This window comes from Streptomyces antimicrobicus (genome assembly GCF_020532625.1).
Taxonomy (GTDB): domain Bacteria; phylum Actinomycetota; class Actinomycetes; order Streptomycetales; family Streptomycetaceae; genus Streptomyces; species Streptomyces antimicrobicus.
The window spans coordinates 80,426-103,079 of the sequence record NZ_JAJAUY010000002.1 but is presented as its reverse complement, the minus strand read 5'-3'; the positions used below and the strand labels follow the sequence as shown (position 1 = coordinate 103,079).

Sequence of the window (22,654 nt, the reverse complement as noted above, 5' to 3'; positions counted from 1 at the left end):
CCCGTCGGACGCTGTCAACCGCAGCACCGTTCGACCCCCGGTCGGATGAGGATGTTGCGCCGCCCGGGTGAGGCCGGCCCAGGGCGGCGGTCAGGGTTCGCTTGCATGCACTCATGATCGTTTCGACGGCGGAAGCCGTGCCCTCCCCTCCTGCTGGTGCCGACCCGGTGCCTCCAGTTCCTCCAGTGCCCCCGCTGCCCCAAGTGCCCCCGGTGCACCGGACGGTGGCGTCCATGGCGCAGCGACATCCCGACCGGACCGCGGTGGTCGAGGAAGGCGGCGCCTCCTGGACCTACCGCGAACTGTCCTGCTGGGCCCGCGAACTGGCCGACGGCCTGCGCGAGGCAGGCGCCGGACCCGGTGCCACGGTGTCGCTGCGCCTGCCTCGTTCGTTCCGCCTGATCGCTTGCCTGCTGGCCGTGTTCGAGACCGGCTCGGCCGCGGTCGTGCTGGACCCGCGCACACCGCAGGAGCGGCTGTCCGCGATCGAGGCCGACGCCGACTGCGCGGTGACACTCGTACCCGCCGAAGCCCCACCCCGCGCCAACGGGGCTTCCGCACCAGGGCACTTCGGCGTTCCCGTTGCTCCCTCCGGGACCCCCACCCGACCCCTGTCCGCGCGCCCGTCCGACGGGGAGGAGGACGCGGTCGCCTGCGTCTTCTACACCTCGGGCTCCACGGGCCGCCCCAAGGGCGTGCAGCTCACCCACCGCAACCTCGCGCGCTTCGCCTCCGACCCGCGGTGGGACGGGCCCGGTCACCGGGTCACCGCCCTTGTCTCCGCGCTCGGTTTCGACGCGCTCAGCCACGACCTGTGGCTTCCGCTGACCCGGGCCGGCACGGTCGTCGTGCCCGCCGACGACCGCCTGGACGCCCACCGCCTGGCCGCGCTCGTCGGCACCCACGGCGTCACCGGGCTGTTCCTGACCACCGCTTGGTTCAACCAGATCGCGGAGGACGACCCGGACGCGTTACGCGGTCTGCACACCGTCCTCACCGGTGGCGAGGCGGCCGACCCGCGTGCCTTCGCCCGCATCCGCGCCGCCTGCCCGCAGTTGACGCTCGGTCACGTCTACGGCCCGACCGAATGCACCACCTTCACCACCCTGCACCCGCTGCCCGCCGGCCGGCCGGTGCCCCAGGCACGGGTCCCCATCGGCACGGCCGTGGCCGCAGTCACCGTCAGGGTCCTCGGCCCGGATCTCGCGGAGGTCGCCGAGGGCGAGAGCGGCGAGGTCTACGTGGCGGGCGAGCAGGTCGCCCGCGGCTACCTGGGAATGCCCGCCCGGACCGCCGAACGGTTCGTCGCCGACCCGCACGGCCCGGCGGGCTCGCGCATGTACCGGACAGGAGACCTCGCCGTACGCGGCCCGGGAGGCTCACTGGAGTACGTCGCACGCGACGACGACCAGGTGAAGATCCGCGGTCACCGCGTCGAGCCGGGCGAGGTGCGCGCCGCCCTGGCCGCCTGCCCCGGCGTCGCACAGGCCGTCGTGACCGTCCGCGACAAGAGGCTCGTCGGCTACGTGGTGCCCCAGCGGTCCGCGACCGGCACGAGGGGAGAGGACCTGCGGGAACGGCTGGCGCGGACGCTGCCCGAGTACATGGTCCCCTCCGCCGTCGTGGTGCTCGACGCCCTGCCGCTGACGGTCAACGGCAAGGTGGACCACCGCGCGTTGCCCGCGCCCGCCGTCACCCGCACCCCCTCCGGGACGGCGCGCACCCGCGCCGAGCAGGTGGTGTGCGCGGCCTTCGCCGAGGTGCTGGGACTGCCCGAGGTCGGCCCCGAGGACGACTTCTTCGCTCTCGGCGGCGACAGCATCACCGCGATGCGCCTGGTCAGCCGGGTACGCCGGGACAACGTCGCCTTCAGTTCCCAGGACGTCTTCCGGCTGCGCACCCCCCAGGCCCTCGCGACCGCCGCCCAGGCCGCAGCCCCGGCCGCGGATCTGCTGCACAGCTCGGCCACCGGCACCCTGGAGGTGCCGCCGATCGCGCTCTGGCTGCGCGAACAGGGCGACGGTGTGGAGGAGTTCGTCCAGTCGGTGCTCCTGGAGACCCCCGCCGGCCTGACCCGCACCGCCCTGCTCGGAGGCCTGCAGACCGTACTGGACCGGCACGACGCCCTGCGCACCCGGCTGCCGTCCACCGGTCCGGGAGCGATCTGGCAGCCCGAAGTCCTCCTCCCCGGCGCCCTGTCGGCGGAGGACCTGCTGACGGTCGTCGACGTCAGGGAGCGCGGGGACGGGCCGACGCCGAGCCGGGACGGAGCGGACCGGCCCTCCCCGCGCGAGGACCGGCCTTCCCCGCGCGAGGACCGGCCTTCCCGGCACGAGGACCGGCGTTCCCCGCGACGTGAGGACCGGGCTGCGGCGCGCCCCGACGGCCGCCCGCCGCGCGGGGACGCCCCTCCGGCCCGCCGCCACGAGCCGTTGCCCCGCGACGTCGACCACGCCGTGCGCGATGCCATGAAGGCCCTGGACCTGCCCGCCGGACACCTCCTGCGCGCGGTGTGGTGGGACGCGGGCCCGCAGCGGCCCGGACGGCTGCTCCTCGCCGTGCACCACCTCGTCGTCGACGGTGTCTCCTGGCAGCTGCTCGTCGGCGACCTCGCCCGTGCCACCGGCGACCCGCACGCCCTCGGAGCCTGGGGCACGGCCGCCCCCTACCGCGCCTGGGTGGCGGCCCACAACGCCCGCGCCACCAGCACCGAGGTGCTGGCCACGCTCCCGCACTGGCAGTCGGCCACCCGACCCGCCCCCACGCCCTGGCCCGCCCGCGGACCCCTCGACGCCCGCGCAGACACCGTCGCCACCTCGCGCACCCTGGAGCACGTGCTGCCCGCCGAGGTCTCGCGGGCCCTGCTCACCACCGCCCCGGCGCACTACGACGCCACCACCCAGGAACTGCTGCTGACGGCTCTGACCGTGGCCGTCGCCCGCCGTAGCGGCAGCCGCACCCTGGTGCTGGACACCGAAGGCCACGGCCGCGACAGCGCCGTCCACGGCACCCCTCTCGACGTGTCCGCCACCGTCGGCTGGTTCACCTGCCTCTTCCCGGTCCGCCTCACCTGCCCGGGCCCCGCCGCGCGTCCCACGACCGACCCCGGCCGCCCCTCCGCCCCACGCGCCGCAGGCCACCCCGCCGCGCACGCCATCGCCGCACACACCGCCGCCGCACACGCCTCCGCCCACACCGCGAACGCCGCCGCACTCACCGACGCGGTCGACGCAGTGAAGCGCCAGTGGCGGCAGGTCCCCGCCGACCGCGCCTCGTACGGGCTGCTGCGCCACCTGCACCCCCAGGCCTCCGGCCTGCTCGCCCGGGCGCCGGGGCGGCCCCTGCTCTTCAACTACCTCGGGCGGTACGCGATCCCGGGCCGCGACCCCTGGCCGTACGCCGCCGAAGCGCCCGTGCTGGGCATCCACCGGGCCCCGCGCCAGCCCCTCTCGCACCCGCTGGAGGTCAACGCCGTCGTCGACGAGCGCACCGGCGAGCCCCGCCTGACCACCGTGTGGCGCTGGGCCGCCCGCCTCGTGGACGCCGACGACGTCCACGGGCTCGTCCAGGAGTGGACCGAGGTCCTGACGCACCTCGTCGCGTCGTCCGACCCCTCCCGCGCATCCGCCCCCTCCCGCGCGTCCGGGGCAGCCGCTGCATCCGATGCATCCGCCGCATCCGGCGCACACGCCACGCGTACGGAGCGCTGGCCCTGCTCCCCGCTCCAGGAAGGGCTGCTGTACCACGCGCACCACCACCAGGACGCCCACGCCCCCGACCCCTACCACGTGCAAACCGTCCTGGACCTCGACGGCCCCGTCGACAGCTCCGCACTGAGCGCGGCCCTGACCGCCCTGACCGCCCAACACCCCGCGCTGCGCGCCGGGTTCGCGTGGGACTGCCACGGCAGGGCCGTCCAGAGCGTGCCCGAGGCCGTCCACGTCCCCGTACGGGAGATCGACCTGACCGCCCTGGACGAGGCCGGGCGGGAGCAGGCCGCGGCGCACGAGGCCCGACGGGACCGCGAGACGCCCATGGACCTGGCCCGGCCGCCGCTGCTGCGCGCCGTACTGCTGCGGCTGGCCGAGCGGCGGTCCCGGTTGCTGCTGAGCTACCACCACATCCTCATGGACGGCTGGTCCATGCAGGTCGCCCTGGCGGATCTGGCCGACCTGTACGCGCGCGCCGCCGCCGGCGACGCGACCCCGCCCGAGCCCGCGCCCAGGCCGTCCGCCCTCGGCTACCTGCGGTACGTCGCCGCGCAGGATCCCGCGCCGGCCCTGGAGGCGTGGCGCACCTTGCTGGCGGGTATCGACGGCCCGACCCTGCTCACCTCCGCGGACACCCGCACCCCGGAGCAGGTACGCGGCCGCCCCCGGACCGTGGTGCTGCACCTGCCGCCCGAGCGCACGGCCGCCGTCCGCGCGCGGGCCCAGCAGCGCGCGCTGTCGCTCAACACCCTGATCCTCGCCGCCTGGGGCCTGACCCTGGCGCAGCTGACCGGACGCACCGACGTGGTCTTCGGCACGGTCGTCGCCGACCGCCCGCCGCACCTGGACGGCGTGGAATCCATGGTGGGCCTGATGAACAACGCGGTCCCCGTCCGCGTCGACGCCTCCACCGGCAGCCGGGCCGAGCTGCTGGCCGCGGTGCAGGAGCAGCGCACGACGATGATGCCGCACCAGCACCTGGGCCTGGCGGAGATCACCCGGGCCACCGGCCTGCGCGAGCTCTTCGACACCGTCGCCGTCCTGGAGACCTACACCGACGCCTTCGCCACCGCATGGGGCGCCGGCGTGCGGGTCACCGCCAGCCACGTCGACAACGGCACGCACTATCCCCTCTGCCTGCTGGTCTCACCCACCGAACAGCAGATCACCGTGCGCGTGCAGTACCGTCCCGAACGACTCGGGGAAGACGGCGCCCGACAGATCGGCACCATGCTCCTGGCCGCCCTGGACGCCCTGACCGGTGACCTCACCGCCCCCGCCGCCCGCCCGGTCGTCCCCGCCTCGGCCGACGCCCCAGCCACGACCACCACCCCCCTCCCGCCTCCCACCCCGGTACTCGAACGCTTCGCCGCCCACGTACGCGCCACACCCCGAAGAGCAGCGGTGAAGGACACCACCGGCACGCTCTCCTACCGCGACCTGGACACCGCCGCCGACCGCCTCGCCGACCTCCTCGCCGCCCGCGGCGTCGGCCCCGAGGACGTCGTCGCCCTGTGCCTGCGACGCGGCCGCGACGCCGTGACCGCGATGCTCGCCGTCCTCAAGGCCGGCGCCGCCTACCTCTGGCTCGACCCACGCCACCCCGCCCCACGCGTCGCCGCCCTGGCCGCCGAAGGCCGCCCCGCCCTGCTGCTGCACCACCCCGGTTTCGACGAGGCGCTGGCCCAGGTGGACGCCGCCCTGCCCCGCATGCTCCTCGACCCCGACCGCCCCGCGGCTGCCGCCCCGCCCCGGACCCGTAGCGCCCGCCATCCCCACCACCCGGCGTACGTGGTCCATACGTCCGGCACCCAGGGCACGCCCAAGGCCGTCGTCATGACCGGCCTCGCCCTCGACCGCCTGGTCGACTGGCATGCCGACCGCTTCCCGCCCGAACCGGACGCCGTCACCGCCCAGTTCACCTCGATGGCCTTCGACGTCGCCACCCAGGAGGTCCTCACCGCCCTGTGCACCGGACGTACCCTCGCCGTCCCGGACGCCGACACCCGCGCCGACGCCGCCGCCTGGTGCGCCTGGCTCGACGAGCACGAGGTCACCGAACTCTTCGCCCCCACCCCCGTACTGGCCGCCCTGTGCGAATTCGCCGACGGCGAGCGCGAGACGCTCCCCGCCCTGCGCCACCTCGTCCAGGCGGGCGAAGCCCTCGTCGTCGGCCCGCACCTGCGCCGGTTGTGCGCCAAGGGGGCCAAACGCCTGCACAACCACTACGGCCCCGCCGAGACCCACGTCGTCACCGCCGCCACCCTCACCGGCGAACCCGACGACTGGCCCGCGCGACCCGGGATCGGCCACCCCGTGCCCGGTTCGACCGTACGCCTCCTCGACGCCGGGCTGCGCCCCGTACCCGACGGCCTGACCGGCGAGCTCTACCTCGCCGGCGATCAGCTCGCCCGCGGCTACCTCGGACGGCCCGGCCTGACGGCCGAGCGTTTCGTGGCCGACCCCTTCGGCCCGCCCGGCACCCGCATGTACCGCACGGGCGACCTGGCCCGCCGGCTGCCCGACGGAGCGCTGGAGTTCACCGGCCGCAACGACGACCAGGTCAAGATCCGCGGCCACCGCATCGAACCCGACGAGGTCCGCGTCGCCCTCGCCGCCCTGCCCGGCGTCCTCCAGGCCGCCGTCACCGTCCACCCCGACGGGCGCGGCGGCAAGCAGCTGACGGGGTACGCCGTGGGCCGCACCACCGGCGACGCCACCACCGGCGTCAGGCTCGACGGCCCCACCCTCAGGGACCAGCTCGCCCACGTGCTGCCCGACTTCATGCTGCCCGCCCAGATCGTCGTCCTGGAGGAGATGCCGCTCACCGTCAACGGCAAGGTCGACCGCCGCGCCCTCCCCGCTCCCCGCCAGGCCCCGCACCGCGTGCGCCCGCCGCGCACCGACGCCGAACGCACCGTCACCCGGGCGGTCGCCGAGGTCCTCGGCCTGGAACAGGTCGGGATCGACGACAACTTCTTCCATCTCGGCGGCCACTCCCTGCTCGCCGCCCGCCTCCTCCAACGCCTCCGCGAACGCCTCACCCCCGCGGCGACCCTCGCGCAGGTCATGCAGCACCCCACCCCGGCAGCCCTCGCCGCCGCCCTCACCACCGACGCCGGCACGGGGACGACCACCGACACCACCGCGGACACCACCGCCGACGTCACCCCCGCCACGACCACCGACGTCATCCCTGACACGACCACCGACGCCACCCTCCAGGAACGCCGATGAACCCCTTCGACGACCCTCGCCACACCTTCACCGTCCTCACCAACGACGAGGACCAGCACAGCCTGTGGCCCGCCCACCTCCCCGCCCCGGCGGGCTGGCAGCAGGCCCACGCACCCGCCGACCGCGCCACCTGCCTGGCCTGGATCGAGGCCCACTGGAGCGACCAGCGGCCGCGCTCGCTGCGCACCGCCGGAGCCGACCGGTGACCGCCCCCTTGCGCATCGCCGTCGTCGCGGCCCTGCCGCAGACCGCACCCCCGCTCGTCGAGGCCCTGCGTTCCCTGGGCCACGAGGTCCCCGTCGTCATCGGCCACCGCCGCCCCGCCGACTGGCCCGGCCACGTCCTCGGCGAACAGGACCTGCCCCGAGGCGTCGACCTCGTCGTGCCCGCCCGCACCGACTCCCTCCCCGCACTGCTGCGCGCCTACGCCCCCGACGTGGCCGTCAGCTACGGCTACCCCCGCAAACTCCCCGCAGAGGCCGTCACCGCCCCCCGCCTGGGCACCGTCAACTGCCACCCGTCCGACCTGCCCGCCTATCGCGGCCCCAACCCGGTGGGCTGGGCGGTACGCAACGGCGAGCACCGAATCGGTGTCACATGGCACCGGATGGACGCCGAACTCGACACCGGCAACATCCTCGCCCGCACCACCATCCCCCTCGACGACACCCTGTGGTCCTTCACCGGCGTCAACACCAAGGTGCTGGACACCGCGACCGCCCTCCTGCCCGGAGTGCTCCAGCGCCTGGTGGACGGCGAACCGGGCGAACCCCAACCCGAACGGGCAGGCACCTGGGCAGGGTTCTTCGACCAGGGCTACGCCACGGTGGACTGGTCCGCCGACGCCCACCACATCCACACCCAGGTCCGTGCCTGGAACATCGCCGGCCACCATCCGCGCGTCCAGGGCCCCGTCGCACTCATCGACGGCGCCCGCTGGCGCCTGCGGCGCACCACGCTGCACCAGCCGCCCGCAGGCACCGGCCGCAGGGTTCCCTGCGGCAGCGGCCACCTGTGGGTCCTGGCCGCGGACCCGGTCGACGTACCCGCCGGCCACGCGTAGCCGCAACGGCCACCGCAACCGCATCCCCACCGCAGGGCCGGTGCCCATGGACGCGGGCAGAACCCTCTGTCCCGCGTCCGTGCGGACGTCCGCACACGTATACGGACTCGTACGGACTCATACGTACCGTAACCGGGGCGCGGCGACGGGCGAGGCCGTGCGGGGCCCGGTCACGACGGCGACACCGGCGACGAGGAGCGCGGACCGCGTCGGCGGAGGAGAATGGGAGGCAGCTCACGGAGAGTCATGTCTGTCGTCGTCCAAGGGTTCGGCCGATCGCTGACCGCGGTGCTGCTGAGCGCGGCGGTCGCCTGGGGCTCACCCGCAGCCGGATCGCCCGAACCCGCCCAGGCCCGGGCAGCCGGCAGCGTCGGCACCCTGGCCGTGCAGCAGCCCGGCCTGGCGCTGAGCCCGGCCGAGGGGCCGGCGGGCTCGCCGCTGGTGGCTGCCGGCTCGGGATTCGAGGGCTGTTTCTCGAAGCACGCCGGCACGGTCTCCCTGTACTGGGAGGGCGAGCCCGTCGGTTCCGCCGAAGCCGCGCGCGGGGCCGACGGGTTCACCGCTGACCTCACCGTCCCGGCCGACGAAGGCCCCGGGGAGCGGGAGGTGCGGGCCGTCTGCGACCGGGACGACAGGTTCGTGGCCACGGCGTACTTCACGGTGGTGGACAGCGAGCCGTCGCCGCCCGCCGAGGAGGCGGCGGTGACCCTCACGCCGAGCGAGGGGGAGGCCGGGGCGGCTGAGCCCCTCGCGTCCGGTTCCGGCTTCAACTGTTCAAACGTGGACCTGCTCTGGGACGACGAGCCGCTGGGCTCCTCGGAGGTCTCGGAGGAGGGCACGTTCGAGGCCACGCTCCGGATCGCGACCGACATGCCGGCGGGTGACCACGTGCTGCTGGCCAGGTGCACGGCGGACCCGGGCACGACCGCGGAGGCCACGTTCACCGTCACGCCCACCGCCGCGACGCCGACCGATCCGGACTCCACGGACCCCGCCCCGAACCCGCCGGAGCCGCCGGACCCGACCGTGCCGCTTCCGCCGGACCCGAACGTCCCGAACCCGCCGGACCCGAACGTCCCCAACCCGCCGGACCCGCCGGACCCGCCGGACCCGAACGTGCCCGACGTGGACCCGGCAGACCCCGACGCGCCGGACCCGCCTGACCCGCCCGACCCGAACGTGCCCGACGTGGACCTGAACACCGACGCCGGCGGCACGGTCCCCGTCGCCTGGGTGGTCGGGCCCGGCCTGGTCGGCGTCGGACTGCTGGCCGCCGCCGGCGCCGCGCTGCTCGCCCATCGTCAGCGCGGGCCCCGCTGGGTGCACGAGCACGTCCGCGCCCGGCTGCGCCCCCACACCCCCACCACCGACGTCGAAGGCCCACCCGGCCACTCGGTACGACTCGAGCCGCGCCCGGATCCCGGGGAGCAGACCGTACGGGAGGAAGACCCATGACCAGTGCTCCTGCCGCCGCGCCCCTGACCGTCCGGTCCTTCCTCCTGGGCAGGGACGACAGCGGCACGGCCCCCGCGCTGAGACAGGCGCTGCACGACCAGCACGCCGGGGCGGGGCTCCTGCCCGGCCCGCGCGCCCTGACGAGCGCGGGGGACCGGGCCGTCGAGGCGGAACTGGCCTCCGTGATCGGCGCGCTCCTGGAGCTCGACCTCGTCTCCCTGCTGGCCGCCGGCTGGGTCAGGCACACCGCTCTGCGGGAAGCGGCCCACCGCACCCGCCAGTACCCGGGGAGCGAGGAGGTGGTCGCCCTGGCCACGCACAGCATCACCTCCACGCACCGTCCCGCGGTGGACGTCCTGGTCGACGGGGTCCCGGCCACCACCGTCGAGGTGGGCCTCACCGTCGTCCTCCGGATCACCGGGCTGGTCGCGGTCGTCCGCGACGCCCAGCTGGTCGCCGTACGCGCCGGGGAGTGCGAGGCCGAGGCGAAGCTCGCCGTCCGGGAGATCCCCGTCGCCTCCCGGCAGGGCCGCCTGGACCTCCCCGCGGAACTCCCGCTGCGGTCCCCCGTCGATCTGCTGCCACCCGACCGCCAAGGTCATACGCGGCCCTCCTGGCAGCCCGCAGGACCAGGACCAGGACCAGGACCGGTGAATCCCGGGTGAGCGTCCCCGCGCAGGGTGTGTGCGGGTGGTCGGTTCGGCGGTGTCGTGATGCGGGCGGCCAGCCCGTCGAGCAGCGCGGTCAGCCCGAAGCGGAAGAGGGATTCGGGGGAGAGGTCGGCGTCGGCGCGGGCGGTGGTGAAGGCCGGGAAGGCCCCGCCTTCGGCCAGGGCCGCCAGGCGGGCTTCCTGGGCCTGCATCCACTGCTCCGCGTCGACCCCGCTGGCGTGCTCCGCCGCTGACTCCGGCGCGAGGTCGACGGCGTGGCCGCGGACGTACCCGAACAGGGTGACGGCGGCGTGCATGCGGGTGTCGGGATCCAGCCCGAGTCCGTCGAGAGCGGCGACGGCCCAGTCGATGTGCCGGATGCCGTTCGGAATGAGCAGGGGCCGGTTGAGGTTCATGGCGCCGGCCAGCCAGGGGTGGCTCCGGTAGAGCCGCCACTGCAGGGCGGCTGACACCTCCAGCCGCTCGCGCCAGTGCGGCGGCGGCCGCTCGGGCAGGGACTGCTCGCCGAACGCCGCGTCGGCCATCAGCGCCACGAGCTGTTCCTTGTTGCTGACGTGCCGGTACAGGGACATCGCCGAGACCCCCAGCTCCGCGGCGAGCCGACGCATCGTCAGGGCCGCGAGGCCTTCCGCGTCCGCGAGCGCCACCGCGGCGCGGACGATCCGGGCGCGCTGCGCGGAGTCGTCCTCGGCGCCGGGGCGCCGGCCCTGGCCGGTGGCGGGCCGAGCCGCGACGACGGTCCCCACGCCCGGCACCGCCCGTACCAACCCCTCCTGGCCGAGCGCCGCCAGGACCTTGCTCGCGGTGGCCATGGCGACCCCCCACCGCTGGGTGATGGCCCGCGTCGAGGGCACCCGGTCGCCGGGCCGCAGCTCCCCGCGCTCGATGCGCCCGCGCAACTCGGCCGCGATCCGGGCGTACGGCGCCTGGGCCCGCTCGGTGCGCGCGTACGGCGCCTCGGTCCGCTCCGTCATCCATCCTCCTTGGTGCACTAGTGCGGACGAACCCTAGTGCACTAGATCGCTTTGCTCAACTGACCTGTTCCATCAGGCATTTGATGTCTGTACGTTGTACACGTCACCCCGAGAGAGGAACCGGACATGCACCAGACCCCCACCCCGAGGCAGACGCAGAGCGTGCTGATCTCCGGCGGCAGTGTCGCGGGCCCCGCCCTGGCCTACTGGCTGCACCGCCACGGCTTCGCCGCCACGATCGTCGAGCGGGCCCCGCAGCTGCGCGACGGCGGTTACGCGGTCGACTTCCGCGGGGAGGCCCTCGACGTCCTGGACCGCATGGGCCTGCTGGCGGAGGTCCGGGCGTTGGGCACCCGGATGGGCGACGCGGCCCTGGTGGACGCCGAGGGCCGGCAGTACGCCACCCTCCCCGCGGCGTTGTTCGCCGGGGACCTGGAGGTCCTCAAGGGCGACCTGACCCGCCTGCTGTACGAGGCCACCCGGGAGAACGTGGAGTACGTCTTCGGCGACTCGATCGCGAGCCTGCACCAGGACGCCGACGGCGTCCTCGTCACCTTCGAGCGCGGGGCGCCCCGCCGCTTCGACCTCGTCGTCGGCGCCGACGGCCTGCACTCGCGCACCCGCGCCCTGGCCTTCGGCCCCGAGGAGGACTTCGTCCGCCACCTCGGCATCTACACCGCGATCTTCACCCTGGACAACTACCTCGGCCTGGAGAACACCGGCCGGCTCTACGCCGTCCCCGGCAAGGCCGCCAACATCTTCACGGCCCGCGGCAACACCGAGGCCCGCGCGGCCTTCCACTTCGCCGCCGGAGGCCTGGAGTACGACCGCCGCGACCCCGCCGCCCACAAGCGGATCGTCGCGGAGCGGTTCGCCGGCGAGGGCTGGGAAGTGCCGCGCCTGCTGCGGGAGATGGACGCCGCGGAGGAATTCTTCTTCGACGCCAACGCCCAGGTCGTCATGGACACCTGGTCCGCCGGCCGGGTGGTCCTCCTCGGCGACGCGGGCTACTGCGCCGGCCCCACCTCCGGCCGCGGCACCTCGCAGGCCCTGATCGGCGCGTACCTGCTGGCCGGCGAGCTCGCCGCCCGCGGAGGCGACCACACCGCCGCCTTCGCCGCGTACGAGCGGCAGATGCGCCCCCGTGCGGCCGAACACCAGGCCCTGGGCCGCGAGGGCGCCGAACGCTTCTTCCTGCCCGCCCCCACGCAGGACGTCCTCGACAGGCTCGCCGACCACGCCCGGGAGAACACCCCCACCGCACCCGTCCGCCTGCCCGACCGCGCCCCCGTCGCCGCCCGCCCGTGACGCACTGCCGCGACGGCGACACGGCACCCCGCTCCTCGGGACGAGTCGGCCCCCGCCCGCCCGGCCGAGCGGCCAGCACGCGGGCCACACCCGCGACGCGTGGCGTTCACTCCCATGACATTGCAACGCCAAGGCGTTCTGACGTTGCGTTACCCGTACCTCAGTTGCAACGATTAACCGTAACTGACCTGCATGTACGGCAATCACGGCCATGGCGGCGTTGAGTTATTCATGAAGGCAACGTAGCGTTTCGCAAGTCAGAAACGCCGATGGCGGCATCCTCCTTCAAGGACAGGAACCATGAGTACCGTTCAGGACTACCAGGCCGCGGAGCAGCTCCTGCGGCGTCCCGCCCGCCCCGGCGAGCTCGTCGTCGGTGACAAGATCCGGCCGCAGTGGATCGACGGCGGCACCCGCTTCTGGTACGCGGTGAACAACGGCGCCGGCAAGCGCTTCGTCCTGGTCGACCCGGCGGCGGGCACCCGCGAGCCGGCCTTCGACCACGGCCGCCTCGCCGCCGCCCTGGCCACCGCCTCCGGACAGCCGGTCGACCCCGAGGCCCTGCCGTTCACCGGCATCGTCCTGGACGGGGACGGCGTGGAGTTCGACGCGTTCGGCGCGTACTGGCGCTGCGACCGGACCGACTACACCTGCGCACCGGCCGAGTTCACCCCGCCCGGCAACCCGCTGGAAGTTCCCTCTCCCGACGGGAAGACCGCGGTGTACCGGCACGGTCACGACCTGTGGGCGCGCTCCCTGACCGACGGCCGCCAGTGGGCCCTGACCAGCGACGGCGCGGCCGACCACGCCTACGGCCCCGGCCCGGACTGCACCAGCAACACCACCCTGCTGCGCAAGATCGGCCTGCCCCACCTGCCGCCCGCCGTGTCCTGGTCCCCCGACTCGACGAAGGTCCTCGCGCACCGGACCGACGAGCGCGAGGTGCGCCGGACCCACCTCGTCGAGGCCCGCCCCGCCGACGGCGGCGCGCCCCTCACCCGCACCCAGCGCTACGCCTACCCGGGCGACGAGGCCGTTCCGCTCGCCGAACTGGTCGTGCTGGACGTCGCCACCGGGGCGGTGGTCCGTGCGCAGGGCGAACCGCTGCTCATGTCGCAGATGTCGCCGATCACGACCCGCTGGGCGTGGTGGGCCCCGGACGGCTCGGCCGTCTACTACCTCGCCCGCCCCCGCGACCTGCGGACGTTGAGCCTGCACCGGCTCGACCCGCACACCGGCGAGGTCACCACCGTGCTCAGCGAGTCCGGCTCCACCCGTGTGGAGCCCAACCAGTGGGCGTACGAGCCGCCCATCGTCCGCGTCCTGACCGACGAGGTGCTGTGGTACTCGCAGCGCGACGGCTGGGGCCACCTGTACCGCTACGACCTGCGCACCGGCCGACTCCTCGGCCAGGTCACCTCCGGGGAGTGGGCGGTGCGGCAGATCCTGCACGTCGACGAGGACGAGCGCGTCGTCCACTTCACCGCTGTCGGACTGGTCGCGGAGGACCCCTACCGGCGCACGGTCTGCACGGCAGCCCTGGACGGCAGCGGATTCACCCGGCTCACCGACGATGCGCTGGACCACGTCGTCACCGTGGCGCCGCGCCAGGACTACTTCATCGACTCCGCGTCCACCGTCGACACCCCGCCCGTGACCACCGTCCGCGACTGGACCGGCCGGGTCGTGGCCGAACTGGAGCGCGCCGACATCAGCAAGCTCACCGCCACCGGTTGGAGCGCCCCCGAGCGGTTCCGCGTCAAGGCCGCCGACGGGGTCACCGACCTCTACGGCGTCCTCCACCACCCGCGCGGCTTCGACCCCGCCGGCCGCTACCCGGTCGTCGACAACCTCTACCCCGGCCCCCAGGTCACCCGCGTCGCCCCCAGCTTCGACCCCGGCGGCATGGGCCTGGACGCCGAACCCCTCGCCGCCCTCGGTTTCGCCGTCATCGCCCTGGACGGCCGCGGCACACCCGGGCGGAGCAAGGCGTTCCACGATGCCTCGTCCGGCGCTCTGGCCCGCGCCGGCCACCTGGACGACCACGTCGCGGCGCTGCGTCAACTCGCCGCCACCCGGCCCTGGATGGACCTGGACCGGGTGGGCGTCCTCGGCCACTCGGGAGGCGGGTTCGCCGCCGCCCGCGCGATGCTCGACCACCCCGAGGTGTACAAGGCGGGCGTCGCCCTCGCCGGCTCGCACGACGCCCGCTACTTCAACCAGGGCTTCGTCGAGACCTACGACGGCGCCGACAACCCCGAAGCGTGGGCCCGCACCTCCAACACCGACCTCGCCGACCGGCTCCAGGGCAAACTGCTGCTCGTCCACGGCGAGATGGACGACCAGGTCCACCCGCACCTCACCCTTCGCCTCGCGGACCGGCTCATCGCCGCCGACAAGGACTTCGAACTGCTCATCGTCCCGGGAGCCGAGCACACCTTCCTCGACTGCCTGGCCTACGTCCGCGGCCGCAGCTGGGACTTCCTGGTCCGCGAACTGAAGGGCGTCCAACCCCCCGCCCACCGCCCGGCACCCATAGCCGTCACCGCGGAAGTCCTCGCGGAGCTGTTCGCCTAGCCGCCCGCCTCCTCGGGCCACGCCCTGGCCGCGCGCCACGGACGCCCAGCTGCCCACCGGACCCGGCGTGGGGGACGCCCGGTCCGGTGGATAGCATCACGAACTCCACCCCCCCACCCTGAGCTTTGGAGTCCCCCCATGAACCACATCCCCGGTTTCCCCCTCTCCCGCCGCGGTCTCATACGCACCGGCGTGGGCGGCACGCTCGCCGCACTCGGGCTCGGCCTCGGCGCGCAGCCCGCTTCGGCCGACGTGACCCCGACCCAGCGGTTCGACCTCACCCAGCCGTCGTACGACCTGTTCCGGTCCAAGAACACCCACGGCCCGCGGGTCCAGCAGAGCTTCGCCTTCGACTGGGTGAACAAGTTCCTCTTCGTCGCGACCAAGCGGGACGGCAGCCCCGACTCCGCCGGCGACCTGTGCATCAACAAGATGGACTTCGACGGGAACTTCCTGTCGTACATGCACCTCGACGGCTTCGGCCACGGCGTCGCCTTCGCCGCGCTGCCCAGCGGTTCCGGTACCGAGCTGTGGATCGAGTGCGCCGCGAACACCAAGGGCTACGGCACCGCGCTCGCTCCCATCCGCTACACGCCCAACACCACCATGGGCTCGCCGGCTGCCGCGGCCGCCTACACGCCGATCGCCGGGGCCACCGAGTACACCTGCTCCGTCGACCCCGTCCACCGGCGCATGATCGTGCGTTACCACACCAGCGCCGGCAAGCGCATCGCCGTGTACCCCCTGTCCGCCTTCGAGACGCGCAGCTTCGGCTCGCCCCTGGTGGACTTCAAGCAGCCGGCGATCCCCGGCACCCCGCAGGGCTACACCCTCTACGGCTCGTACATGTACTACCTGACCGGTGACCCGTACCCGGGCGACGGCACCCCCAGCGGCGACGGCAACTCGTACCTCACCAGCATCGACATCAACACCGGAACCGTGAAGCAGGGCCCCGTCCTCACCAAGGCCGGGTCCACCCTCCACTTCCGCGAGCCCGAGGGTCTGGCGATCTACCGCACCGACGCCGGTGAGGCCCGCCTCTTCATCGGCTTCGCCACCGGCCTCGAAGGCGACCGGCGCTCCAGCATCTTCTACAAGAACGCGCTGGTCTGACCGGGGCCTGACCCAGGCCTGAACCGGGGCCTGACCGAGGCCCGGCCGGCGGCCGGCCACCGGCCGCCGGCCGTCGCCGTGCCCCGCCCTCTTGCCCGACCTATCGAAACTCGATAGATTTCCATCGCGAGTCGATGGAAGGCGAGGTTCATGGGAAAGCTCACCGTGCGTGCGCTGCGCGCCGTGCTCCTGGTGGTGTTCACCGGGACCGTGTGCGTACAGGCTTTGATGGTGTGGGCGTCGGCCACCGATCCGGAGGACGGATCGCTCCCGCTGACCCCGCTCCGCGTGCTCACGATCCTGGGCATGGTGTCGGCCCAGGTCGCTCTGATCTGCGTGTGGCGGCTGGTGGCGATGGTGCGACGCGGGACGGTGTTCTCCCATGCCGCCTTCCGGTACGTGGACGGCGTGATCGGCGCGATCGTGGCGGCTGCCCTCGTGTGGTTCGCGGTCACGGCCCTCAACGCCCCCGGCCAGCGGGAGGACCCGGGCGTCACCGTGATCATGGCCGGGGTCGGTGTGGCCATTCTGGGAGTCGCGCTCATCGTGCTCGTGCTGCGCATGCTGCTCGCCCAGGCCGTCGCGCGCGACGTGGAGGCGGCGCGGCTGCGGGCCGAGTTGGACGAGGTGATCTGATGCCGATCGCCGTCGACATCGACGTGATGCTGGCCCGGCGGAAGATGTCCGTGGGCGAGCTGGCGGAACGCGTCGGGATCACGCCCGCCAACCTGGCGGTCCTCAAGAACGGCCGTGCCAAGGCGGTGCGCTTCACGACGCTCGCCGCGCTCTGCGAGGTGCTCGAGTGCCAGCCGGGCGACCTGCTGCGGTGGGAGCCCGAGGACGCCGTGGACGGATGACGCGCCGAGCGGGGCCCTCCGGGTGGCGGCCATGGCCGGCCGAGGGTCAGCGGGACGCCGTCATCGGGGGGTTGAGGCGGGCGAAGCCCTCCTGGCGCTCGTACGGGAAGTACGGGTACGGGGCCGGGCGGTGGCTGGCGGCGTCGAGGCGGGCCATCTGTTCGCGGGTCAGCTCCCAGCCGACGGCGCCGATGTTCTGCCGCAGTTGCTGCTCGTCGCGGGCGCCGACGAGGACGGTGGAGACGGTCGGGCGGCGCAGCAGCCAGTTGAGGGCGACCTGGGGGACGGTCCGGCCCGTCTCCTGCGCGACCTCGTCGAGGGCGTCGACCACGTCGTACAGGTAGGCGTCCTCCACCGGCGGGCCGTAGTCGGCGGTCTCGTGCAGCCGGCTTCGGGCGGGCAGCGGGCGGCCGCGACGGACCTTGCCGGTGAGGCGGCCCCAGCCCAGCGGGCTCCACACCACCGCGCCGACACCCTGGTCACGGGCGAGGGGCATCAGCTCCCACTCGTAGTCGCGGCCGACGAGCGAGTAGTGGACCTGGTGGGCCGCGTAGCGGGGGAAGCCGTGCCGGTCGGCGACGGACAGGGACTTCATCAGCTGCCAGCCCGCGAAATTGGAGACCCCTACGTAGCGCACCTTGCCCGAGCGGACGAGCTGGTCGAGGGTGGACAGCACCTCCTCGACAGGGGTCGCGGCGTCGAAACCGTGCAGCTGGAAGAGGTCGATGCGGTCGGTGCCGAGCCGGCGCAACGCGTCCTCGACCGCGCCGATCAGGCGGGAGCGGGAGGTGCCGTACGCGCCGGGGCCGTCGCCGGTGGGCAGCCCCGCCTTGGTGGAGACGAGCACCTGGTCGCGCCGGCCCCGCACGGCCCGGCCCAGCACCTCCTCCGACGCTCCCGCCGAGTACACGTCCGCGGTGTCGAAGAGCGTGACGCCGGCGTCGAGGCAGATGTCGACGAGCCGGCGCGCCTCCTGCGCATCCGTGCTGCCCCAGGCACCGAACACGGGGCCGCGGCCACCGAAGGTGCCGGCGCCGAAGCCGAGGACGGGAACCCTGAGACCGGACGCACCGAGCTGCCTGTATTCCATGACGGAGTCCTCCCATGAGCAGTAATGGAACCGCAGACCCTTTAAGATGACCTCAACGTATCAGCTGATCGCCACTAATGGAACCAGGGACCCGTTATGATGCTTCCGAGTGATGACCCGATGCCCCCGGACGTCGTGAAGCGCGCAGGGGACGCGGGCGCCGCGAGCAGCGCGAGGGGCGGGTCCGCCGAGCCGGGGACCGTGCGTCCGGGCGGCCGAACGGCCCGAGTGCGGGCCGCCGTTCTCCAGGCCGCGGGGGACATGCTGGCCGAGCAGGGCTTCCACGGCCTGGACCTCGCCGAGGTCGCCCGGCGGGCCGACGTCGGCAAGACCACCGTGTACCGGCGCTGGGGCACCGTGGCCGGCCTGGTCGCCGACCTGCTGACGGACATGGCCGAGCAGTCGCTCCCGCGCACCGACACCGGCTCGCTCGAACAGGATCTGCTGGCCAACGCCGAGCTCGTCCGGCGCACCCTGTCCGACCCGCGCCAAGGCCCCCTGTTCAAGGCCGTCATCGCGGCCGCCACCGGCGACGCCCGGACGGCCGAGGCCCTGCACCGCTTCTACGAGGTCCGGGTCGCGCAATGGGCGCCGTGTGTCCAGGACGCCGTCGCGCGGGGGGACCTGCCGGAGGGCACCGACGCCGCCGAGGTGGTCCGCGCCGTGTCCGCCCCGCTGTACTACCGGCTGCTGACCACGGACGCCCCGCTCGACGAGGCCGCGGCCCGGCGGGCGGCCGGAGCGGCAGTGGCGGCGGCCCGCGCGGGGGCCTTCGTACGCACGCCGTAGCGGTCGGCCCCCAGCCTTCCGCGGAGCCACGCCGCCGACCCGGAGGCCCCCGCCGCCGCGCACCGGCCCTGGCGTACGCTCACCATGATCAACACAAGCAGGCCGAACGAGGTGCGCGTATGGATCTTGCCGAGAAGACGGTCGTGGTCACCGGGGCCGGGCGCGGCTTCGGCAGGGCGTTCGCGCTGAGCGCCGGCCGGTTGGGCGCGCGCCTGTGCCTATCCGCTCGCACTCTGGCTGCCGCGCAGAAGGTGGCCGACGAGGTGGCGGCCGACAGCGGCGCGCGCGTCGATGCCTTCGCCTGCGACCTGGCCGACCCGGCCACCGTACGGGGCTTCGCTCAGGGGGTCGCCGCTCGCGCCGACCGGGTGGACGTGCTGATCAACAACGGCGCCCGGTACCTGCACGGCCCTGACCTGTGGGACGCCGACGACGAAGCGATCACCGACACCGTCGCCTCCGGAGCCACCGGCACTCTGCTGACGGTCAAGCACTTCCTGCCCCTGCTGCGCGCCTCCGAGGGCGCGGACGTCGTCAACCTGGTCTCCTCGGCCGCGGAAGCGCGGAACCACCGGTCCCAGGCGCATCCTGCGTTCTACGCGGCCAAGGCCGCCCAGGCCGGCTTCGCCGACGTCCTCTCGCACCGGCTGCGCCCCGAGGGCATCCGGGTCATCTCGCTGTATCCGCCGGACTTCACGGACGGCGACCCGCTCGACGCCACCTGGGACCAGGCCGCCCGGACCGCCGACGACCCGCTGACCGCCCGATCCGTCCTCGACTGCGTGCTTTTCGCGATCGGCCAACCGCGAGACTGCTTCATCCGCTCCTTCCACTTCGAGCAGGTGTGACCCCCGGCGCGAGAGCAGGCCGAGCGGGGACGTCCCGCGCGGGAGTTCAGCGCTTCCGGCGCAGGGCCGCACCCACCACGCAGGCCGCCACCAGGGCGGCAGCGATCCAGAGGGTGCGCGGGGAGGGGGGAGAGAGCGCGTCGCGGGCCCGGTCGACCGCGCTCAGGGGCACCCCCGCCAGGGCGTTGCCCGGGGGCCGGCGCGACACGCCGGGATGCGGCCGGGTCGGTGCCGTGCGGCGTACGGTCTCCCAAGTCGTGCCGAGGCGTCGCAGCCGGGCCCCGTCGTGCCCGAGCACCTCCTGGAGGCGGGGCAGCAGCACGTCCTCCTCCTCGCGGATGTCCTGCCGGATCAACGCGAAGGCATCGGCGGTGAGCTCGTCGTGCCGGGGGTCGTCCGGCTCGGTGGATTCGATCCGGGTGGCGAGTTCGTTGATCTGCTGGTGCTCCTCCTCCACCCGCGCGGTGAGCTCCGCGCCGTCGGGAGCCAGCCGTCGCAGGGCGGGCCACAGGACGGTCTCCTCGGCGAAGGCGTGACTGAAGGTGAGTTGGAAGATCTCCTTGAGCGTCTTCTGCCGCTCCGCCGCGTGCAGTCCGCCGGATGCGTACCGGTGCATGAGGCGGTCGAGTTCCTCGTGGTCACGACGCTGGCGGGCCAGGACGCTGGACTGCCCACCGAGCTCGTCGACGCTCTGCTGGGCGATGGACCGGGACATGGCGAGGCCTTTCGAAGGGGACGGGTACGGGGACGGGTGCGAGGACGACGACGGGCATGGGCCATGACGTCTCCTGCCTGTCCGACCCCCCTCGTCTGCTGCTGCCCCGCGACCGGCCTCCCACACCCGCCGCCGGGCGCGCCCTGCAGGAGTCGAACCGCGGGGGAGGGGTAGGCGGCGGACACGGCAGCGGAAGCGGAAGCGGACCGAGGGTGCGCCTGTGCGGCGGCGAGCCGGTCGGCCCCGGATCCATGCCGCGTGCCGAAGCGGGCGGTACAGGCGGCGCGGGGGCGTGCGGTATGCGGAGAGGAGGCGGAAATGGCCGGCGGCAAGCAGGACAGCCGGAAGGAAGCCCCCGGGAAGGAAGATCGAGGCACGCAAGCCCCCGGGAAGGCAGACCCAGGCACGGAAGACCCCGGCACCGAAGACACCCCGGCCGGGATCCGGTTCGAGGCCACCGCGGCCGAGGTCTTCGGCTGGGAGACGCTCAGACCCGGCCAGCGCACGGCGATGGAAGCGGTCGTCGCCGGGCGGGACACGCTCGTCGTGATGCCGACAGGCGCCGGAAAGTCCGCCGTGTACCAGGTCGCCGCCCTCTGCCTCCCCGGACCGACGGTGGTGGTCTCACCCCTCCTCGCCCTGCAGCGCGACCAGATCGCAGGCCTGCTGCGGCACGGCGCGCCCGACGGGGTTGCCGTCAACTCCGACCAGGCACCCCGCCGGACTGCCGCCGCCTGGGAGGCCGTACGCGACGGTCGGGCGGAGTTCCTCTTCCTCTCGCCCGAGCAACTCGCCAACGACGACGTGGTCGAGAGCCTCGCCGCCACCGCACCCGCCCTGTTCGTGGTGGACGAAGCCCACTGCGTGTCGACGTGGGGGCACGACTTCCGCCCGGCGTACATGCGCCTCGCGCAGGTCCTGCCGCGGCTGGGGCGTCCCACCGTCCTCGCGCTCACCGCGACGGCGGCGCCCCCGGTCCGCGAGGAGATCGTCGAACGCCTCGGCATGCGCGACCCGGTCCTGGTCGTCGCCGGTTTCGACCGGCCGAACATCACGCTGGAGGTACGCCGCTTCGCCGAGGAGCAGGACCGGCGCCGCGCCGTGGTGGAACGAGCCGCGGCCGAGCCCAAGCCCGGCCTCGTCTACGCGGCCACCCGCAAGGACAGCGAGCGGTACGCCGCGGACCTGGCCGGCCTCGGCCTGGCGGCCGCCGCCTACCACTCCGGCCTGGACGCCGCGCACCGCTCACGCGTCCACGACGCCTTCCTCGCCTCCGAGCTGGACGTCGTCGTCGCCACCTCGGCCTTCGGCATGGGCATCGACAAGGAGAACGTACGGTTCGTCCTGCACGCCGCGCTGCCCGGATCGCTCGACGCCTACTACCAGGAGATCGGCCGGGCGGGGCGGGACGGCGCACCGTCCGCGGCCGTGCTGTACTACCGGCCGCAGGACACCGGCATGCAGAACTTCTTCGCCGCGCGCGGACCGGCCGAGGACACCCTCGTGGAGGTCGCCACGACGCTGCACCAGCACGAGGAGCCCCTCGCGCTGGACGACCTCCGCGAGGAGACCGGCCTGTCGCGCCACCGCGCCACCGCCGCGGCCAACCTGCTGGAGCAGGCCGGAGCGGCGAACACCGGCGACGACGGCACGATCGCACCGGTGCCGCACATACCGGCCGACGAAGCCGCCGCACGCGCCGGCGAGGCCGCCGCGGCACGGCGCAGACTCGATCGCTCCCGCGTCGAGATGATGCGGGCGTACGCCGAGACCACGGGCTGCCGGCGCCGGTTCCTCCTCGGCTACTTCGGCGAGGAGCACGACGGGGCGTGCGGGAACTGCGACGTCTGCGCGCCGGCCCGCTCGGACGCCGAGGAGGCACCCGGGCCGGGGCCCGTGCCGGGGCCCCGGCCCGCAGCGAAGCCGGAGGCGGACACGGACAGGGAAACGGAAACGGATCCGGGGTCCACCGCCCACCCGGCCGCGGGCGACTTCCCCGCAGGCACCCGGGTACGCCACCGCGCGTGGGGACCGGGGATGGTGCTCAGCGAGGACGGCGACCGGATCACCGTCCTGTTCGACTCGATGGGCTACCGGACGCTGTCGTTGGCCGCCGTGACCGCCCACGGCCTCCTGCGGCCCCTTCCCTGACCGTCCGCGCGGGCAGCGGGCAGCGGTCACCCGGCGCCGCGCGCTCGGGGGCGTGCGTGAGGCCGCGGTGGAAGGGCCCCCGCACGCCGTCGG

Annotated in this window: 16 protein-coding genes; 13 read left to right on the top strand and 3 right to left on the bottom strand. The window is 74.1% G+C overall.

The features are described 5' to 3' along the window. The first annotated feature begins 233 nt into the window (after positions 1 to 233). From LG632_RS01100 to LG632_RS01080, 5 genes are all read left to right on the top strand, one after another. A complete protein-coding gene (locus tag LG632_RS01100) occupies positions 234 to 6,947 on the top strand; it encodes a non-ribosomal peptide synthetase (protein ID WP_226724391.1) in 6,714 nt (2,237 codons plus the stop codon). Continuing rightward, positions 6,944 to 7,153 carry an MbtH family protein gene (locus LG632_RS01095; RefSeq protein ID WP_226724390.1) on the top strand — a complete coding sequence of 70 codons (210 nt, stop codon included), beginning with the start codon at positions 6,944 to 6,946 and terminating at the stop codon, positions 7,151 to 7,153. Before LG632_RS01100 ends, LG632_RS01095 begins: the two co-directional genes overlap by 4 nt. Continuing rightward, positions 7,150 to 8,010 carry a methionyl-tRNA formyltransferase gene (locus tag LG632_RS01090; RefSeq protein WP_226724389.1) on the top strand — a complete coding sequence of 287 codons (861 nt, stop codon included), beginning with the start codon at positions 7,150 to 7,152 and terminating at the stop codon, positions 8,008 to 8,010. Before LG632_RS01095 ends, LG632_RS01090 begins: the two co-directional genes overlap by 4 nt. Positions 8,011 to 8,256: 246 nt before the next feature. Further along, positions 8,257 to 9,465 carry a hypothetical protein gene (locus tag LG632_RS30090; RefSeq protein WP_264201255.1) on the top strand — a complete coding sequence of 403 codons (1,209 nt, stop codon included), beginning with the start codon at positions 8,257 to 8,259 and terminating at the stop codon, positions 9,463 to 9,465. Further along, complete coding sequence (locus LG632_RS01080) at positions 9,462 to 10,130, top strand: hypothetical protein (protein ID WP_226724388.1); 669 nt, start codon at positions 9,462 to 9,464, stop codon at positions 10,128 to 10,130. Before LG632_RS30090 ends, LG632_RS01080 begins: the two co-directional genes overlap by 4 nt. Here LG632_RS01080 and LG632_RS01075 read toward each other — a convergent pair. After that, positions 10,064 to 11,110 (bottom strand): TetR/AcrR family transcriptional regulator C-terminal domain-containing protein, encoded by a 1,047-nt coding sequence (locus LG632_RS01075; protein WP_226724387.1) that lies wholly within the window; start codon positions 11,108 to 11,110, stop codon positions 10,064 to 10,066. The genes LG632_RS01080 and LG632_RS01075 overlap by 67 nt on opposite strands. Before the next feature lie 126 nt (positions 11,111 to 11,236). On the opposite strand from LG632_RS01075, the gene LG632_RS01070 reads away from it, so the two are divergent. From LG632_RS01070 to LG632_RS01050, 5 genes are all read left to right on the top strand, one after another. Continuing rightward, the gene (locus tag LG632_RS01070; protein WP_226724386.1) at positions 11,237 to 12,418 is read left to right on the top strand and encodes an FAD-dependent monooxygenase; all 1,182 of its coding nucleotides are present in this window, start codon (positions 11,237 to 11,239) and stop codon (positions 12,416 to 12,418) included. Between the two features lie 300 nt (positions 12,419 to 12,718). After that, a complete protein-coding gene (locus LG632_RS01065; protein ID WP_226724385.1) occupies positions 12,719 to 14,995 on the top strand; it encodes a S9 family peptidase in 2,277 nt (758 codons plus the stop codon). A gap of 138 nt (positions 14,996 to 15,133) precedes the next feature. Next, entirely contained in the window at positions 15,134 to 16,111 is a 978-nt protein-coding gene (locus LG632_RS01060) for a phage baseplate protein (RefSeq protein WP_226724384.1), read from the top strand. A gap of 150 nt (positions 16,112 to 16,261) precedes the next feature. After that, positions 16,262 to 16,747 (top strand): DUF2975 domain-containing protein, encoded by a 486-nt coding sequence (locus LG632_RS01055; RefSeq protein ID WP_226724383.1) that lies wholly within the window; start codon positions 16,262 to 16,264, stop codon positions 16,745 to 16,747. Continuing rightward, a complete protein-coding gene (locus tag LG632_RS01050) occupies positions 16,747 to 16,968 on the top strand; it encodes a helix-turn-helix domain-containing protein (protein ID WP_226724382.1) in 222 nt (73 codons plus the stop codon). The genes LG632_RS01055 and LG632_RS01050 overlap by 1 nt, the downstream gene beginning before the upstream one ends. Positions 16,969 to 17,014: 46 nt before the next feature. On the opposite strand, the gene LG632_RS01045 is transcribed toward LG632_RS01050, so the two are convergent. Continuing rightward, positions 17,015 to 18,058 (bottom strand): aldo/keto reductase, encoded by a 1,044-nt coding sequence (locus tag LG632_RS01045; protein WP_226724381.1) that lies wholly within the window; start codon positions 18,056 to 18,058, stop codon positions 17,015 to 17,017. Between the two features lie 120 nt (positions 18,059 to 18,178). Here LG632_RS01045 and LG632_RS01040 point away from each other — a divergent pair, with 120 nt between their 5' ends. Next, positions 18,179 to 18,847: a TetR/AcrR family transcriptional regulator gene (locus tag LG632_RS01040; RefSeq protein WP_226724380.1), complete on the top strand. Its 669-nt coding sequence runs from the start codon at positions 18,179 to 18,181 to the stop codon at positions 18,845 to 18,847. A 119-nt stretch (positions 18,848 to 18,966) separates the two neighbouring features. After that, positions 18,967 to 19,695 (top strand): SDR family oxidoreductase, encoded by a 729-nt coding sequence (locus LG632_RS01035; protein ID WP_226724379.1) that lies wholly within the window; start codon positions 18,967 to 18,969, stop codon positions 19,693 to 19,695. 46 nt (positions 19,696 to 19,741) lie between these two features. Here LG632_RS01035 and LG632_RS01030 read toward each other — a convergent pair whose 3' ends face one another. Beyond that, positions 19,742 to 20,410 (bottom strand): hemerythrin domain-containing protein, encoded by a 669-nt coding sequence (locus LG632_RS01030; protein ID WP_226724378.1) that lies wholly within the window; start codon positions 20,408 to 20,410, stop codon positions 19,742 to 19,744. A gap of 318 nt (positions 20,411 to 20,728) precedes the next feature. On the opposite strand from LG632_RS01030, the gene LG632_RS01025 reads away from it, so the two are divergent. After that, positions 20,729 to 22,561: a RecQ family ATP-dependent DNA helicase gene (locus LG632_RS01025; RefSeq protein ID WP_226724377.1), complete on the top strand. Its 1,833-nt coding sequence runs from the start codon at positions 20,729 to 20,731 to the stop codon at positions 22,559 to 22,561. Positions 22,562 to 22,654 lie beyond the last annotated feature (93 nt).